The sequence below is a fragment of the Streptomyces sp. NBC_01408 genome (assembly GCF_026340255.1).
Lineage (GTDB): Bacteria > Actinomycetota > Actinomycetes > Streptomycetales > Streptomycetaceae > Streptomyces.
This window is the reverse complement of record NZ_JAPEPJ010000001.1, coordinates 1,834,637-1,848,564: the sequence shown is the minus strand read 5'-3', so window position 1 is coordinate 1,848,564 and position 13,928 is coordinate 1,834,637. Positions and strand designations below refer to the sequence as shown.

Here is a 13,928-nt window from a genome sequence, read left to right as displayed (position 1 = left end):
GGGCCTCACAGGACCCTGCGGCCCGGCCTCCTGGGGCTCCGCCCAGACCCCGCTCCTCAAACGCCGGAGGGGCTGGATCAGTCCAGCCCCTCCGGTGAGCAGAGGCTCAGGCTCCTGCCACCAGCTCGACCTGGATCTCGATCTCGACCGGGGCGTCCAGCGGGAGGACCGCCACGCCGACCGCGCTGCGGGCGTGGACGCCCTTGTCGCCGAGGACGGCGCCGAGGAGTTCACTGGCGCCGTTGAGCACACCCGGCTGGCCGGTGAAGTCGGGGGCCGAGGCGATGAAGCCGACGACCTTCACGACACGCGCGATCTTGTCGAGGTCGCCGATCACCGACTTGACGGCGGCCAGGGCGTTCAGCGCGCAGGTCGCGGCCAGTTCCTTGGCCTGCTCCGCCGAGACCTCGGCGCCGACCTTGCCCGTGACCGGCAGGCTGCCCTTGACCATCGGGAGCTGGCCCGCGGTGTACACGTACACGCCCGAGCGCACGGCCGGCTGGTAGGTGGCCAGCGGCGGGACGACCTCGGGGAGGGTCAGGCCGAGTGCGGCCAGCTTCGCCTCGACGGCGCCGCTCATGCCTTCTCCCGCTTGAGGTAGGCCACGAGCTGCTCGGGGTTGTTCGGCCCGGGCACGACCTGGACGAGCTCCCAGCCGTCCTCGCCCCAGGTGTCCAGGATCTGCTTGGTGGCGTGGACCAGCAGGGGGACGGTCGCGTATTCGAACTTCTTGGTCATGGGAGCGAGGGTAGTACCTCTCGTGCGGGCCTCATGCGCGCCCCGAGAGGCGAGTGGTTAGGCTCGGACGCTGTGAGCAGGCTCCAGGTGGTCAGCGGCAAGGGCGGCACCGGCAAGACCACGGTCGCCGCGGCACTCGCGCTCGCCCTCGCACGCGAGGGCAGGCGGACTCTACTGGTGGAGGTCGAGGGCAGGCAGGGGCTCGCGCAGCTCTTCGGCGCCGAGGCACTCCCCTACGAGGAGCGGAAGATCGCCGTGGCGCCCGGCGGGGGCGGTGAGGTCTTCGCGCTCGCCATCGACGCCGAACGGGCGCTGCTGGACTACCTCCAGATGTTCTACAAGCTCGGCTCGGCCGGACGCGCCCTCAAGAAGCTCGGCGCCATCGACTTCGCGACGACCATCGCGCCCGGGCTGCGGGACGTCCTGCTGACCGGCAAGGCGTGCGAGGCGGTACGGCGCAAGGACAAGGCCGGACGGTTCGTCTACGACCACGTGATCATGGACGCGCCGCCGACCGGGCGGATCACCCGGTTCCTGAACGTCAACGACGAGGTGGCGGGGCTGGCCCGGTTCGGGCCGATCCACAACCAGGCCCAGGCCGTGATGAAGGTGCTCAAGTCCCCCGAGACGGCCGTCCACCTGGTCACGCTGCTGGAGGAGATGCCCGTCCAGGAGACCGCGGACGGTATCGCGGAGCTGACGGAGGCCGGGCTTCCGGTGGGTCGGGTCGTGGTCAACATGGTCCGGCCGCACCACTTGGACGAGGACACCCTGCGCGCCGCGGCCGACGGCCACCGCGCGGAGGTGGCCAAGGCCCTGTCCCGGGCGGGCCTCGGCGGGGCCCGGCGGGGCGGGCTGGCAGAACGGCTGGTGGAGCCGCTGCTCGACCAGGCCGCGGAGCACGCGAGCCGGGTGGAGCTGGAGCGCGCGCAGCGCGCCGTACTGAAGGGGCTGCGGGTGCCGACGTACGAACTCCCCCTGCTCGGCACGGGGGTGGACCTGGCCGGGCTGTACGCGCTGGCCAAGGACCTGCGCAAGCAGTCGGTGGCCGAATGAGCGAGGGGGTGGACACCATGGGGCTGGACACTCCGCCGTGGCTGGCGGTCGACCGGCTGCTGGACGACCCGGGGAACCGGATCATCGTGTGCTGCGGGGCGGGCGGGGTCGGCAAGACCACCACGGCCGCGGCACTGGGCGTACGGGCGGCAGAGCGCGGGCGGAAGGCGGTCGTGCTCACCATCGACCCGGCGCGGCGGCTCGCGCAGTCGATGGGCATCGACTCGCTGGACAACACCCCGCGCGAGGTCGTGGGCGTGGGCGCGGACGGCGGTCAACTGCACGCCATGATGCTGGACATGAAGCGGACCTTCGACGAGATCGTCGAGGCGCACGCGGACGGCGAGCGGGCCCGGGCCATCCTGGCGAACCCCTTCTACCAGTCCCTGTCGGCCGGCTTCGCGGGCACGCAGGAGTACATGGCGATGGAGAAGCTGGGCCAATTGCGGGCCCGGGACGACTGGGACCTGATCATCGTCGACACCCCGCCGAGCCGGTCCGCGCTGGACTTCCTGGACGCGCCGAAACGGCTCGGGTCCTTCCTGGACGGGAAGTTCATCCGGGTGCTCATGGCTCCGGCGAAGGTGGGCGGCCGGGCGGGGATGAAGTTCCTCAATGTCGGCATGTCGATGATGACGGGCACCCTCAGCAAACTGATGGGCGCCTCGCTGCTGAAGGACGTGCAGACCTTCGTGGCCGCGATGGACACGATGTTCGGCGGGTTCCGCACCCGCGCGGACGCGACCTTCCAGCTGCTCCAGGCTCCCGGTACGGCCTTCCTGGTGGTCGCGGCGCCCGAGCCGGACGCCCTGCGCGAGGCGGCCTACTTCGTGGAGCGGCTGGCTGCCGAGGGCATGCCGCTGGCCGGGCTGGTGCTCAACAGGGTCCACGGGAGCGGCGCCGACCAGCTGTCCGCCGAACGGGCGTTGGCCGCCGCAGAGAATCTTGAAGAGCGCCGCATTGTCGATCAGGAGTCCGGGAAAGCTGGACTTCGTGACTCGGCCGCGGGCTCCCCCGAGACCGGCTCCCCCAGCACGGAAGGCCTCACGGCCGACGTGGACGAGATCACTTTGGACGAGATCACGCTGAACGAGACCGCGCTGAACGAGACCGCGGTGGACGCGATCACGGCAGGACTGCTTCGCCTGCACGCGGAACGGATGCAGGTGATCGCGCGTGAGCAGCGCACCCGCGACCGCTTCACCTCACTGCATCCCGAAGTGGCGGTGGCCGCGGTGGCCGCCCTGCCCGGCGATGTGCACGACCTCGCCGGGCTTCGGGCCATCGGAGAACGACTCGCGGCCGGGGTTCCGGCCGGAGCGTAGGCGTTTCGTACGACGTGGCGCGCGGGTGGTTACCCGGCTGCCGCGTACGTCTCGTACGGAACGTCGACCTCCGTGTCGGCATCCATGGTGAGGATGCCCGTACTGCGCTCGTACTCCGTGCGGGCGGTTTCGAGCAGCCGTCGCCACGAGGTGACGGTGGGACGCCGGCGCAGCAGCGCACGTCGTTCCCGCTCGGTCATTCCGCCCCACACACCGAACTCGACACGATTGTCGAGCGCGTCGGCCAGGCATTCGGTCCGCACCGGACAACCGGTGCACACCGCCTTGGCCCTGTTCTGTGCTGCTCCTTGTACGAACAGTTCATCCGGATCGGTAGTGCGGCAGGCTGCCTGCGCACTCCAGTCGGTAACCCAGCCCATCCCGGCGCCGTCCTCTCCCGAATCGAGGCTCCCCCACGGCGGTAGCGGCATATTCACCGCTGCCAGTTGAGGACGTTACGGAAGGCGAGCACGGCGCAACACCCCCGACGGGCCCAATCTTGAATGGTCCGAACGGACTATGGGTAAGCGGCAGATCACCCGACGGAGTGATCCGGCGACATGCCCGACCATTCCGGCAATTCGGATGGAATCGGTAAGGCGTCGGCATGGTGCGGTCAGAGCGGGCGGCGAGATTCGGACATGAGTCCACCCCATTCGGGAAGGGTGAAAATCAAGCCGCGGGGTTGATGTCGGACCGCACTGCTGTGACAGTTGGGGACAGCTTAGGCCAAGGCATTCGCGCGTGTCCGGCGAATGAGAACGTAGGCTGCCCTCCATGGGAAAGAAGCGCTCGGGCGGCGGGCTCACGGGGAGCCAGCAGGCCGCCAAGTTCCTCGGGGTGTCCGTTCTCTCCGGAGTTGTGCTGGCCGGCATGGCGATTCCGGCCGCAGGCGCCCTGGGGCTGGCGGCCAAGGGCACGGTCGAGGGATTCGATGAGATCCCGGCCAATCTCAAGACTCCGCCGCTGAGCCAGCGGACCACGATTCTGGACGCGGAGGGTGGCTTGATCGCCACCGTCTATTCACGCGACCGGCAGGTGGTCCCGCTCACGGCGATCTCCCCGTACATGCAGAAGGCAATCGTCGCGATCGAGGACTCTCGTTTCTACGAGCACGGCGCGGTCGACCTCAAGGGCATCCTGCGCGCGGTCAACCGCAACGCGCAGGAGGGCGGCGCCGCACAGGGCGCCTCCACGCTCACGCAGCAGTACGTGAAGAACGTGTTCGTCGAGGAAGCCGGCGACGACGAGACCAAGGTCCGCGAGGCCCAGGAGAAGAGCCTCGGCCGCAAGATCCGCGAGCTCAAGTACGCGATCCAGGTCGAGGAGGAGCTCGGGAAGAAGAAGATCCTCGAGAACTACCTCAACATCACCTTCTTCGGCCAGCAGGCCTACGGAATCGAATCCGCGGCCCAGCGCTACTTCAGCAAGCCGGCCAAGGACCTGGCCCTGGAGGAGTCCGCGCTGCTGGCGGGCCTCGTGCAGTCGCCGAGCCGCTACGACCCGGTGAACGACACGCAGGAGGCGATGAAGCGCCGCAACCTCGTCCTCCAGCGGATGGCCGACATCAAGGACGTCTCGCAGGCGGAGGCGGACGCGGCGAAGGCGAAGCCGGTCACCCTGAAGGTGACCAAGCCGAAGAACGGCTGCATCACCGCGGTCAAGGGCGCCGGGTTCTTCTGTGACTACGTGAAGAACTCCTTCCTTACCGAAGCGGCCTTCGGCAAGACGCGCGAGGAGCGGGCGAAGGTCTGGAACCAGGGCGGTCTGACGGTACGCACGACCCTCGACCCGCAGTCGCAGGACGCGGCGAACGAGTCGATCAAGGACCACGTCTACCAGGAGGACTCGATCTCCACGGCCGTGACCATGGTCCAGCCGGGCACCGGACGGGTACTGGCGATGGGTCAGTCCAAGCCGTACGGCTTCGGGAAGAACGAGACGGTGATCAACTACTCCGTCGACAAGCGGGTGGGCGGCTCGAACTTCGGCTTCCAGGTCGGCTCCACCTTCAAGCCGTTCATCGCGGCCGCGGCGCTGGAGCGGGGCATGCCGCCCACGAAGGTGTACGGGGCGCCGAACAAGATGGACTACCCGAGCCCGATCCCGAAGTGCGACGGCAGCCAGTGGGTGAACCTGCCGGAGAACGGGAAGCTCGCGACGGCGGAGAACGAGACCGAGGACGAGATCGGTCCGTACGCGCTGAGGACGGCGATGGAGAAGTCCATCAACACCTACTTCGTCGAGATGATCGGCGAGATCGGGCTCTGCCCGGTGATCGAGATGACGCAGAAGCTCGGCGTCGTCCCGGCTGCCGGCACCAAGCTGCCCGAGGCGCCGTCCATCGCGCTCGGCTCCGCCGAGCTGTCCCCCCTGACGATGGCCAACGCGTACGCCACCTTCGCCAACCGCGGGGTCTACTGCACCCCGGTCGCCATCGAGTCGATCACCGACGCGCACGGCAAGGCGCTCGCGGTGCCGAAGTCCAAGTGCGACCGGGCGATGTCGCAGACCACGGCGGACACCGTCAACACCCTGCTGCGCGGGGTGGTCGACTCCGGTACCGGTGAGCGGGCCGGCCTGACCGACCGCGACAACGCGGGCAAGACCGGTACGACGGACTCCCGCCACAACGCCTGGTTCGTGGGCTACACCCCGAACATCTCCGGCGCGGTGTGGGTCGGCTCGGGCGGCGCGAAGAAGATCTCGATGGAGAACATCGAGATCGGCGGCAAGAACTACGACAAGGTCTTCGGCGGCGGTCTGCCCGGTCCGATCTGGAAGGACGCGGTCACGGGCGCGCTGGCCGGGCGCGAGGCCCCCGTCTTCACCACGGTCAGCATCCCGGATCCGGTGGTCCCGGGCGCCGGCAGCAACGGCGGCCGGCCCACCACGAGCCCGAGCCGGCCCGCGAAGCCGGGCAAGCCGGGCGGCGACGGCAAGCCCGGCGGACGCCCCGGCGGGCAGACGGCCGCCGGGACCACCGTGGGAGCCACCGGCGGCAGCACGGGCGGCACCGGGGACGACCCGGAGGACCCGGGCCAGTTCCCGGGGTTCCCGGGCCTCATCGGCGGACGCGACGAGGACTAGAGGACCAGCACCAGAGCACCAGCAGAGAAGTGGGGAGGGCCCCAGCCGGATCCGGCTGGGGCCCTCCCCACTTCTGGACTTCTGGACTTCTGGGAAAGCAGCGGCGCGAAAGGCTGCCGCTCGGCGAGCTGCGGCTAGGCGAGCTGCTGCTTGACGACGGCGGCGACGCGGCCGCCGTCCGCCAGCCCCGCGACCTTCGGGTTCACGATCTTCATGACGGCGCCCATGGCCCGCGGCCCCTCGGCGCCCGCCGCCCTGGCCTCCTCGACGGCCTGCGTCACGATCGCCGTGAGCTCCTCGTCGGTGAGCTGCTTGGGCAGGTACGTGTCGAGGAACTCGCCCTCCGCGGTCTCCCGCGCGGCCTGCTCGGGACGACCGCCCTGCGCGAAGGCCTCCGCGGCCTCACGGCGCTTCTTCGCCTCCTTGGCGATCACCTTGAGGACTTCCTCGTCGGAGAGCACGCGCGCCTCCTTGCCCGCGACCTCCGCGTTGGTGATGGCGGAGAGGGTCAGGCGCAGCGTGGACGAGTGCAGTTCGTCGCGCGCCCTGATGGCGGTCGTGAGGTCTTCCTGGAGCTTGGCCTTCAGCGTGGTCATGCACCCGAGTCTGCCAGGTACCGGGGCGCTGGCGCCCGTCCGTTTTCCGGGTCTGCGACGATGGGGCCATGCGTGCGCGTTACGGAGTACCCCTGAAGGCGGCCGCCGGGATCACGGCGGTGGGGGCAGCGGGAGTGGCCTATGCCGCCGGTTTCGAGGCGCGGTCCTTCCGCCTGCGCCGGATCACGGTGCCCGTCCTGCCCCCGGGGATGCGCCCGCTGCGCATACTCCAGGTCTCGGACATCCACATGGTCCGCGGGCAGCGCAAGAAGCGCGCCTGGCTCCAGTCCCTGGCCGGGCTGCGCCCCGACTTCGTCGTGAACACCGGGGACAACCTCTCCGACACCGAGGGCGCGCCCGAGGTACTGGACGCGCTCGGCCCGCTCATGGACTTCCCCGGCGTGTACGTCTTCGGGTCGAACGACTACTACGGGCCGCGGCTGCGCAACCCCGGGCGCTACCTGCTGGAGAAGGCCCAGGGCCGACACGGGCTGAACGGGAACAAGCCGGTCGTCGGCGCGGTCCACAACCCGTGGGAGGAGTTGCGGGACGCCTTCGACACGGCGGGCTGGCTGAACCTCACCAACACCCGGGCACGCCTGAAGCTGGACGGCATGGAGCTCGCCTTCACCGGACTGGACGACCCGCACATCAAGCGGGACCGGTACGAGCAGGTGGCGGGCGGCCCGGAGGCCGACGCGGACTTCTCGATGGCCGTGGTGCACGCCCCGTACCTGCGCACGCTGGAGTCCTTCACGGCGGACGGCTACCCGCTGATCCTCGCCGGGCACACGCACGGCGGTCAGCTGTGCATCCCCTTCTACGGCGCCCTGGTCACCAACTGCGACCTGGACACCAAGCGGGTGAAGGGCCTCTCCACGCACGAGAGCGGCGGCCACCGCGCCTACCTCCACGTCTCGGCGGGCTGCGGCACCAACCGCTTCACCCCGGTCCGCTTCGCGTGTCCCCCGGAGGCGACACTCCTGACGCTGACACCGAAGGCCTAGCGCCGCCCGGCGACTGCCACGCCCTTCCACAGGCCCCGGGGGGCCTCCTCCGCGAAAACCGGATTTCGTCTCCGGCGAGAGGTCCGCTAAAGTAATCGATGTCGCCAGGACAGCAACCGCTGCAAGGCGGCGATCGGGGTGTAGCGCAGCTTGGCAGCGCGCTTCGTTCGGGACGAAGAGGTCGTGGGTTCAAATCCCGCCACCCCGACGCTGTAGTACCAGGTGAGGCACCTACTGTCACAGTAGGTGCCTCACCTGTTTCTGCGTGCGTATCCATCTGCGTGACTACGGGTTCGCGGCGCTCCGGAAGATGCTGTCCATGACAGTCGCCCCCGTTTGGATCACCGGGCGGAAGACGAGCCCCTATCTCTGTCCCCTGGTCACCCGCGGCGAGGCGGTCCCAGCCCTGGTCTTCGAAGGGGCGATCATCCGGCGCGGCTTCCGTGAGTCGGGTCTCTGACCGTCGCGAATCAGGAGTGGAAGCCCTCCCAGCACTCCTCAGGGGTCAGGGAGGAGCGGTCGGGGCTCTCGCGGCGCAGGACCTCGTAGCGCTCGGTGAAGGCAATGAAAGCGTCCTGGAGGGGGCACCCGAGGTGTTCCCGAAGGGTCTTGATGCCCAGCAGGATGCGGCAGGCGAAGATGTAGTTGTCGGCGACGGTTATGGGGGCCGGGGAGCTGTCGTTCATGGCAGCAAGATCGCACAACACTGGAATGAACGCCGCTGAGATTCGGGTGTGCCCGCATAGCCGCCGGGCCGGCCCTGGGCCATGGGACGGTGGCCAAGGGCGGCCAAGGGTGACAACGGCTGACCGCTCGACCGCAGGTCAGAGCGTCTTAACCCGGTTAAGGCCCTGGCCGGAGCAAGAATCAGGGCAAGAAGTGAGGGTCACCATCCACGACGGCCGGCCCGCGCTCACCGCATCAGATTCCCCGATGTCGGAGTCACATGGCCCGACAAGCGGCAGGATCGCTCCCCTGCGCAAGAGCGTCTTAGGGGGACCATGCACATCCGTACCGCCGCCCTCGGAGCATGCCTGCTCGTTGGGCTGACCGCATGCTCGGGAGCCACGAACTCGCCTGATGTGGCCCCCAGCTCCCCGTCGTCCAAGGCGGTACTGCCGAGTCCGACACAGAGCACAGCAGCCACCCCACTCCAACTTGGCCAGGAAACCACGTGGGGAGGAGGCGCCCAAGGACTGCCAAGCGGCACGACGGCTGTCTTGACCTACCAGCAGCCGGTCAAGGGAGTTGAGCCGCCAGGGGAAGGCCTCGGCGTAGAGAACGGCGTGTGGGCTGCCGTCGACGTGAAGGTGTGCAACAGGCAGGGACCCGACATCATGAGCGATCAACAGCCTTGGTCCCTGGCCTTCCCCGACGGCACTCGGGTGCAGGTAACCGGCCTGAACGGGGGCGACTTGCCCAAGCCGGAGTATCCAACGATGCCCACAGTGGTCAAAGCGGGAGACTGTCTGCGCGGAAAAATCCCCTTCCCCGTACCCAAGGACCAGCGTCCCTCGAAGGTCGTCTACCACCCTGCAAGTGCGCCGACGGCCACCGAGTGGGCGGTCCCAGCACAAGACGGCAGCGGGCAACCTTAAGGCGGCTGTCGCGGACCTCACCACTTCGTAAGACCAGGTCAGGGGCCTGGTCCACTCAGTGGATCAGGCCCCTGTTCGGCGTTTGCCCTGTCTTGGGAGCCGCTGGGGCCGGCTTCGAGGTTACGCGTCCGGGACGACGTCGAGGAGGGCGCCCCGGCGGTCCAGGTCGTGGACGCGCTCCATGTCGCGTACGAGCGCCGTGGGGTCCGCGTTGCCTAGGATGACACGGCCGTACGAGGTGATCAGGTCGGTCGTCTTCTCGATGCGGTCGCCCGGGGCCTGGTCGCAGGTGTCGAAGAGGTAGCTGTCGAGTTCGCGGCAGGTCTCCCGTACCCGGTTCGCGCCGACCGTGCCTGCCGCGGGCGAGAACAGGAAGCACTCGACGACGGCCTGCCGCAGTGTCGGCCGCTCCTTGGTCCGGCGCAGGAAGTCGTCCGGCGCCACGCGCGAGGCCAGGGCCAGGTCGATCAAGGAGTGCGAGGAGGACGCCTCGACCAGGTTCGGGCCCTGGCCTCCGTGCATACGGGCGCCCGTCTCGATGAGGACCGGTCCGTCCTCGGTGAGGATGACCTCGCTGTGGGCGGGACCGTTTTCGATCCCCAGCGCGGTCAGGGCCTGCTCCACATAGGCCACCAGGCCCGGGTGCTCGTCGATCTCCACCGACGACATCGCGCGGTAGACGGGATTCCCGTCGACGCTCTCCTTGGCGTAGCGGAACATGTCGACGACGAAGTGCGCACCGTCGAGGGACACCGAGTCGACCACGAACTCGGGTCCCATGACGCGTTCCTCGACGAGGACTTCCACGATGGCCTGACCGGAGAAGTCGGCGCGCTGGAAGAGCCGTCGGCAGGCCGTGCGCACCTCGTCCAGGGTCGAGCAGAAGAAGACGCCGTCGGTGGCGAACGACTTCACCGGCTTCACGACGTACTCGGCCAGACCGCTGCCCGCGCACCATTCGACGATGGACTCGGTGTCGGAGGCCTTGTAGTGCGGTATGTACCGGATGCCCGCGTCGCGCAGGCGGCTCTGCATCAGGAACTTGTCCCTGCGGGCTTCCGAGGAGCCTGAGTTCGGGCGCAAGCCCCAGTGGGCCGCCAGGGCGTCGAACGCTTCCACCCCGGGCTCGGATCCGCAGATGATGGCGTCGGGCCGGCCACCGGATCGGGCCCGGCCGACATCGTCCACATCAACGCGCACGCCACCGCCACCAAGGAGGGAGACCTCGCCGAGGCCACGGCCCTGCGCCGTCTCCTGAGTGAGCGCGACGCCTCGGCGCCGGGCATCCCGGTGACGGCCGTCAAGGGCAATCTGGGTCATCTGCAGGGCGCCGCGGGCGCGGTGGAAGCCGTGGTGGCCGCCCTCACGCTCCACCACGGCTGCGTCCCGCCCACGATCGGGTGCGACAACAACCCCGACGACGAGTGCGGCCTGGATGTGGTCACGCAGGTGCCGCGCACGCTGGCGACCACCGGGGACCTCGTCCTGAGCAATTCCTTCGGCTTCGGAGGCCACAACTCGGTGCTCGCACTGCGCCGCAGGTCTCCGGACCGGCAGCGCCGCGAGTTCCTGGACCAGCAGCGCCGCACCTACCGCCCGGACCGGGCACACGGGACCCCGTCGGGCCACGCCACGCCGGACGCGGAACGTACGACCGCCACCACCCCGCAGCACCTGGTCCGGGAATTCCACCGGGCCTTCGGCCTGGACGTCGGATCCGCCCCCGCCACCGTCTCACCGGCGCTGGCCAGGCATCGCCAGGCGCTGCTGGAGGAGGAGGTCGCCGAGGTGGCGGAGGCCGGGCGACTCGTGGACATCGCCCATGAGTTGGCCGACGTGGTCTACACGGCGTACGGATCCGCCGTCGCACACGGCATCGATCTCGACGCCGTGCTCGCCGAAGTCCATCGCGCCAACATGTCCAAGCTCGGACCCGACGGCCGCCCCGTCCTCCGGGAGGACGGGAAGGTCCTCAAGGGACCGTCGTACCGCGCGTCACAGGTGGCCGACGTACTGCGCCGGCAGACCAGCTGATCTGGACGGGGCGGGGAAGGTGCGGCCCCACGGGAAGGGGTCGGCGGTGTCCGTGCTCAGTGGCGCCGGGACACCCCTGGACGCACCCCCTACGGCAGGTTAGGTTAGCCTTACCTCAACCGAGGGGTCTTGGGGCCTGCGCCGCTGCCGAGGCCCCGATCCCGCCCGCACCGCGAGGAGTTCTCGTGAACGCTGCCGCAGGCACCGCACTGCCCGAGCCGACGGCCGCCGAGCGCGTGCGCTCCGTGCTGGCGCGAGCGGTCTCGCTGTCCCTCACCACGGAAGGGCAGAGCTACGACCTGATCGGCATGCACTCCGTCGACGCGAAGGGCCGGATCACGCTGCACCCTCCGGCGGACGGCCCGCTCGCGGCCCGGATCGCCGTCGCGCCGCGCGGCAGCCTCGCCGCCCTGCTGGAGTTCACCGACATCGCGCCGACCGCGGTACGCGACCGGGTACGGGCCAGGGTGACGATCTCCGGCTGGCTGACCCCGGCGGGCAGCGACGGCGACGGCGAGCGCCTGCGGCTCGACACCGCGCGCGTGGTGCTGCGCACCGCGGCAGGGGTGGCGGACGTAGGGCTCGACGAGGTGACCCTCGCCGCCCCCGACCCGCTCGCCGTCGAGGAGGCCGGGATGCTGACGCATCTCGCCGGCGCCCACGAGGACATGGTCTCGGAGCTGCTCGGCCTGGCCGGGTCGCGGGTGCCCGCCGGTGTGCGCCGGGCGCTCCCGTTCGCCGTCGACCGCCACGGCATCACCCTGCGCTGCGAGTACGGAACCGGCCACTGCGACCTGCGCCTCCTCTTCCCGGTCCCGGCGCGGGACGCGGCCGAGGCCGGCGAGCAGGTCCGGCAGCTGCTGACGGCGCCCCGCCGGTGTGCGCACCGCAACCAGTCCCCCGCGCGACACTGAACCCATTCGAACACCAGGGGGAACCATGGGACACGGCTGGCAGGGCATCACCCTCAAGCTCTTGCGCGGCAAGGACTTCACCTTCACCGTCCGGTCCAACGAGCGGATATCCGATCACCTGCACCGGCTGAGCTTCAGCGACGGGGGCATGCTGGAGGCCGCGGGCGTCCACCCCACGATGTGGGTGCGGCTGTGGTTCGAGCACCAGGGACGGCCGCACCAGCGCGGGTACACGCTGGTCGACCCGGAGCCCGCCACCGGGACCTTCAGCATGGAGTTCGCGCTGCACCCCGGAGCCGCGAGCGACTGGGCGCGCGCCGCCCGGCCCGGCGACACGATCGAGGCGACGCTCCAGGGCACGGGGTTCGCCCCGCCGGACCCCCTGCCGTCCCGGCTGCTCGTCGTCGGCGACCCGGCTTCGCGGCCCGCCATCAACTCCCTGCTGGAATCGATGCCCTCGACCCCGGCGACCATCTGGTTCGAGAGCGCGGACCCCGCGCAGGCGCAGGGGACCCCGCGCCGCGCCGGCCCGGGCCGCGAGGTGATCCACGTACCGCGGGAGCGGGCCGGCGCGCAGCTGGTCGAGACGGTGCGGGCGGAGCTGCCGGAGCGCCTGGAGCCCGGCGCGTTCGTGTGGATCGCCTGCGACACCGCGACCACCCGGAGCCTTGCCGCCTTCGCACGCAAGGACCTCGGGGTGCCCAAGGAGCGGCTGTACGCGCTCGGGTACTGGCGGACGGCATAGGCAGGAGGCACCCGGGCTGCTAACTTGAAGCGGCCAACTTAGGTTAGGCTAAGCTAAATCTCGATCGAGAAGCGGGCGCACGGACGCCATCAGGGGGAGGGATTCACCATGGGCCTGCCGGCCATCGGCTCCTACCCCATGCCCGAACGCTCCGCCCTGCCCCTCTCCTGCGCCTCCTGGACCGTCGACCCCGACCGCGCCGCCCTGCTGATCCACGACATGCAGAACCACTTCGTGGGTCCGCTGCCGGCGGAGCGGTCCCCGGTGATGGAACTCGTCGACAACATAACGGCGTTGCGGGCGCTCGCCGGAAGCCTCGGCATCCCGGTGGTCTTCAGTGCCGAGCCCGCCGCCCAGCCGCCGGGCCAGCGCGGACTGGTCGCCGACGTCTGGGGCCCCGGCATCGAGGGCGAACCCGATGCCGCCGCGATCATCGGCCCGCTCACTCCGCGGCCGGGCGAGCACCTGATGGCCAACGTCCGCCACAACGCCTTCCTCCGCAGCCACCTCGGACGGCTCCTGCGCGACGAGGGCCGCGACCAGCTGATCGTCTGCGGGGTGTACGCGCACCTCGGGATACTCCTGACGGCTGCCGACGCCTTCATGAACGACATCCAGCCCTTCGTCGTCGCCGACGCGGTGGCCGACTTCTCCGCCGAGGAACACGCCATGGCCCTGCGGTGGGCCGCCCGCAGCGGTGTGGTGTGCACGACCGATGCCCTCCTGCGCGACCTGCTGCTCGGCAGAGCGGCGCGAGACGTTCACCGGGACGCCTGAGGGCGTACCCGGTACGGGAACCCCGGGGGCGGACGATGACGCTGCCCT

Annotated in this window: 15 protein-coding genes, 1 tRNA gene and 1 pseudogene; 11 read left to right on the top strand and 6 right to left on the bottom strand. The window is 69.9% G+C overall.

Annotation, left to right across the window (positions count from 1 at the left end):
• Positions 1 to 106 precede the first annotated feature (106 nt).
• On the bottom strand, positions 107 to 580 hold the full coding sequence (locus OG447_RS08710; RefSeq protein WP_266935895.1) for a RidA family protein: 474 nt from the start codon (positions 578 to 580) through the stop codon (positions 107 to 109).
• Positions 577 to 738, bottom strand: a complete 162-nt coding sequence (locus OG447_RS08705) for a DUF4177 domain-containing protein (protein WP_007264966.1) — start codon at positions 736 to 738, stop codon at positions 577 to 579. The genes OG447_RS08710 and OG447_RS08705 overlap by 4 nt, the downstream gene beginning before the upstream one ends.
• Before the next feature lie 72 nt (positions 739 to 810).
• Here OG447_RS08705 and OG447_RS08700 point away from each other — a divergent pair, with 72 nt between their 5' ends.
• Positions 811 to 1,794 (top strand): ArsA-related P-loop ATPase, encoded by a 984-nt coding sequence (locus tag OG447_RS08700; protein WP_266935894.1) that lies wholly within the window; start codon positions 811 to 813, stop codon positions 1,792 to 1,794.
• Positions 1,791 to 3,119, top strand: coding sequence for an ArsA family ATPase (locus OG447_RS08695; protein ID WP_266935893.1), 1,329 nt, complete (start codon positions 1,791 to 1,793; stop codon positions 3,117 to 3,119). Before OG447_RS08700 ends, OG447_RS08695 begins: the two co-directional genes overlap by 4 nt.
• 29 nt (positions 3,120 to 3,148) lie before the next feature.
• On the opposite strand, the gene OG447_RS08690 is transcribed toward OG447_RS08695, so the two are convergent.
• Positions 3,149 to 3,499 carry a WhiB family transcriptional regulator gene (locus tag OG447_RS08690; protein ID WP_266935892.1) on the bottom strand — a complete coding sequence of 117 codons (351 nt, stop codon included), beginning with the start codon at positions 3,497 to 3,499 and terminating at the stop codon, positions 3,149 to 3,151.
• Positions 3,500 to 3,896: 397 nt separating this feature from the next.
• On the opposite strand from OG447_RS08690, the gene OG447_RS08685 reads away from it, so the two are divergent.
• The gene (locus tag OG447_RS08685) at positions 3,897 to 6,209 is read left to right on the top strand and encodes a transglycosylase domain-containing protein (RefSeq protein WP_266935891.1); all 2,313 of its coding nucleotides are present in this window, start codon (positions 3,897 to 3,899) and stop codon (positions 6,207 to 6,209) included.
• A 134-nt stretch (positions 6,210 to 6,343) separates the two neighbouring features.
• Here the strand turns inward: OG447_RS08685 and OG447_RS08680 are convergent, their stop codons facing one another.
• On the bottom strand, positions 6,344 to 6,805 hold the full coding sequence (locus OG447_RS08680; RefSeq protein WP_266935890.1) for a GatB/YqeY domain-containing protein: 462 nt from the start codon (positions 6,803 to 6,805) through the stop codon (positions 6,344 to 6,346).
• Between the two features lie 68 nt (positions 6,806 to 6,873).
• Here OG447_RS08680 and OG447_RS08675 point away from each other — a divergent pair, with 68 nt between their 5' ends.
• The 3 genes from OG447_RS08675 (at position 6,874) to OG447_RS08665 (ending at position 8,272) form a co-directional block, all read left to right on the top strand.
• Entirely contained in the window at positions 6,874 to 7,812 is a 939-nt protein-coding gene (locus OG447_RS08675; protein WP_266935889.1) for a metallophosphoesterase, read from the top strand.
• Positions 7,813 to 7,946: 134 nt separating this feature from the next.
• Positions 7,947 to 8,020, top strand: a tRNA-Pro gene (locus OG447_RS08670).
• Between the two features lie 111 nt (positions 8,021 to 8,131).
• Entirely contained in the window at positions 8,132 to 8,272 is a 141-nt protein-coding gene (locus OG447_RS08665) for a hypothetical protein (RefSeq protein WP_266935888.1), read from the top strand.
• Positions 8,273 to 8,282: 10 nt separating this feature from the next.
• Here the strand turns inward: OG447_RS08665 and OG447_RS08660 are convergent, their stop codons facing one another.
• Together OG447_RS08660 and OG447_RS08655 are read right to left on the bottom strand one after the other, a co-directional pair.
• On the bottom strand, positions 8,283 to 8,498 hold the full coding sequence (locus OG447_RS08660) for a hypothetical protein (protein ID WP_266935887.1): 216 nt from the start codon (positions 8,496 to 8,498) through the stop codon (positions 8,283 to 8,285).
• A 1,032-nt stretch (positions 8,499 to 9,530) separates the two neighbouring features.
• Positions 9,531 to 10,445 carry an ATP-grasp domain-containing protein gene (locus OG447_RS08655; protein ID WP_266935886.1) on the bottom strand — a complete coding sequence of 305 codons (915 nt, stop codon included), beginning with the start codon at positions 10,443 to 10,445 and terminating at the stop codon, positions 9,531 to 9,533.
• A 54-nt stretch (positions 10,446 to 10,499) separates the two neighbouring features.
• Between OG447_RS08655 and OG447_RS08650 the strand changes: the two are divergent.
• The 5 genes and pseudogenes from OG447_RS08650 to OG447_RS08630 form a co-directional block, all read left to right on the top strand.
• Positions 10,500 to 10,802, top strand: a pseudogene (locus OG447_RS08650) (hypothetical protein); the annotation flags it as partial.
• Positions 10,803 to 11,084: 282 nt separating this feature from the next.
• On the top strand, positions 11,085 to 11,444 hold the full coding sequence (locus tag OG447_RS08645) for a hypothetical protein (RefSeq protein ID WP_266938807.1): 360 nt from the start codon (positions 11,085 to 11,087) through the stop codon (positions 11,442 to 11,444).
• Between the two features lie 185 nt (positions 11,445 to 11,629).
• Positions 11,630 to 12,358 (top strand): DUF2470 domain-containing protein, encoded by a 729-nt coding sequence (locus OG447_RS08640; RefSeq protein ID WP_266935885.1) that lies wholly within the window; start codon positions 11,630 to 11,632, stop codon positions 12,356 to 12,358.
• A gap of 25 nt (positions 12,359 to 12,383) precedes the next feature.
• Positions 12,384 to 13,103 carry a siderophore-interacting protein gene (locus OG447_RS08635; protein ID WP_266935884.1) on the top strand — a complete coding sequence of 240 codons (720 nt, stop codon included), beginning with the start codon at positions 12,384 to 12,386 and terminating at the stop codon, positions 13,101 to 13,103.
• 108 nt (positions 13,104 to 13,211) lie between these two features.
• Positions 13,212 to 13,880 (top strand): isochorismatase family protein, encoded by a 669-nt coding sequence (locus OG447_RS08630; protein WP_266935883.1) that lies wholly within the window; start codon positions 13,212 to 13,214, stop codon positions 13,878 to 13,880.
• Positions 13,881 to 13,928: the final 48 nt, after the last annotated feature.

Coding starts and splice junctions, on each gene's coding strand:
- OG447_RS08665 (WP_266935888.1), top strand. CDS start 8,132: ATGACAGTCGCCCCCGTTTGGATCACCGGGCGGAAGACGAGCCCCTAT.
- OG447_RS08630 (WP_266935883.1), top strand. CDS start 13,212: ATGGGCCTGCCGGCCATCGGCTCCTACCCCATGCCCGAACGCTCCGCC.
- OG447_RS08695 (WP_266935893.1), top strand. CDS start 1,791: ATGAGCGAGGGGGTGGACACCATGGGGCTGGACACTCCGCCGTGGCTG.
- OG447_RS08635 (WP_266935884.1), top strand. CDS start 12,384: ATGGGACACGGCTGGCAGGGCATCACCCTCAAGCTCTTGCGCGGCAAG.
- OG447_RS08655 (WP_266935886.1), bottom strand. CDS start 10,445: ATGCAGAGCCGCCTGCGCGACGCGGGCATCCGGTACATACCGCACTAC.
- OG447_RS08705 (WP_007264966.1), bottom strand. CDS start 738: ATGACCAAGAAGTTCGAATACGCGACCGTCCCCCTGCTGGTCCACGCC.
- OG447_RS08660 (WP_266935887.1), bottom strand. CDS start 8,498: ATGAACGACAGCTCCCCGGCCCCCATAACCGTCGCCGACAACTACATC.
- OG447_RS08680 (WP_266935890.1), bottom strand. CDS start 6,805: ATGACCACGCTGAAGGCCAAGCTCCAGGAAGACCTCACGACCGCCATC.
- OG447_RS08675 (WP_266935889.1), top strand. CDS start 6,874: ATGCGTGCGCGTTACGGAGTACCCCTGAAGGCGGCCGCCGGGATCACG.
- OG447_RS08685 (WP_266935891.1), top strand. CDS start 3,897: ATGGGAAAGAAGCGCTCGGGCGGCGGGCTCACGGGGAGCCAGCAGGCC.
- OG447_RS08710 (WP_266935895.1), bottom strand. CDS start 580: ATGAGCGGCGCCGTCGAGGCGAAGCTGGCCGCACTCGGCCTGACCCTC.
- OG447_RS08690 (WP_266935892.1), bottom strand. CDS start 3,499: ATGGGCTGGGTTACCGACTGGAGTGCGCAGGCAGCCTGCCGCACTACC.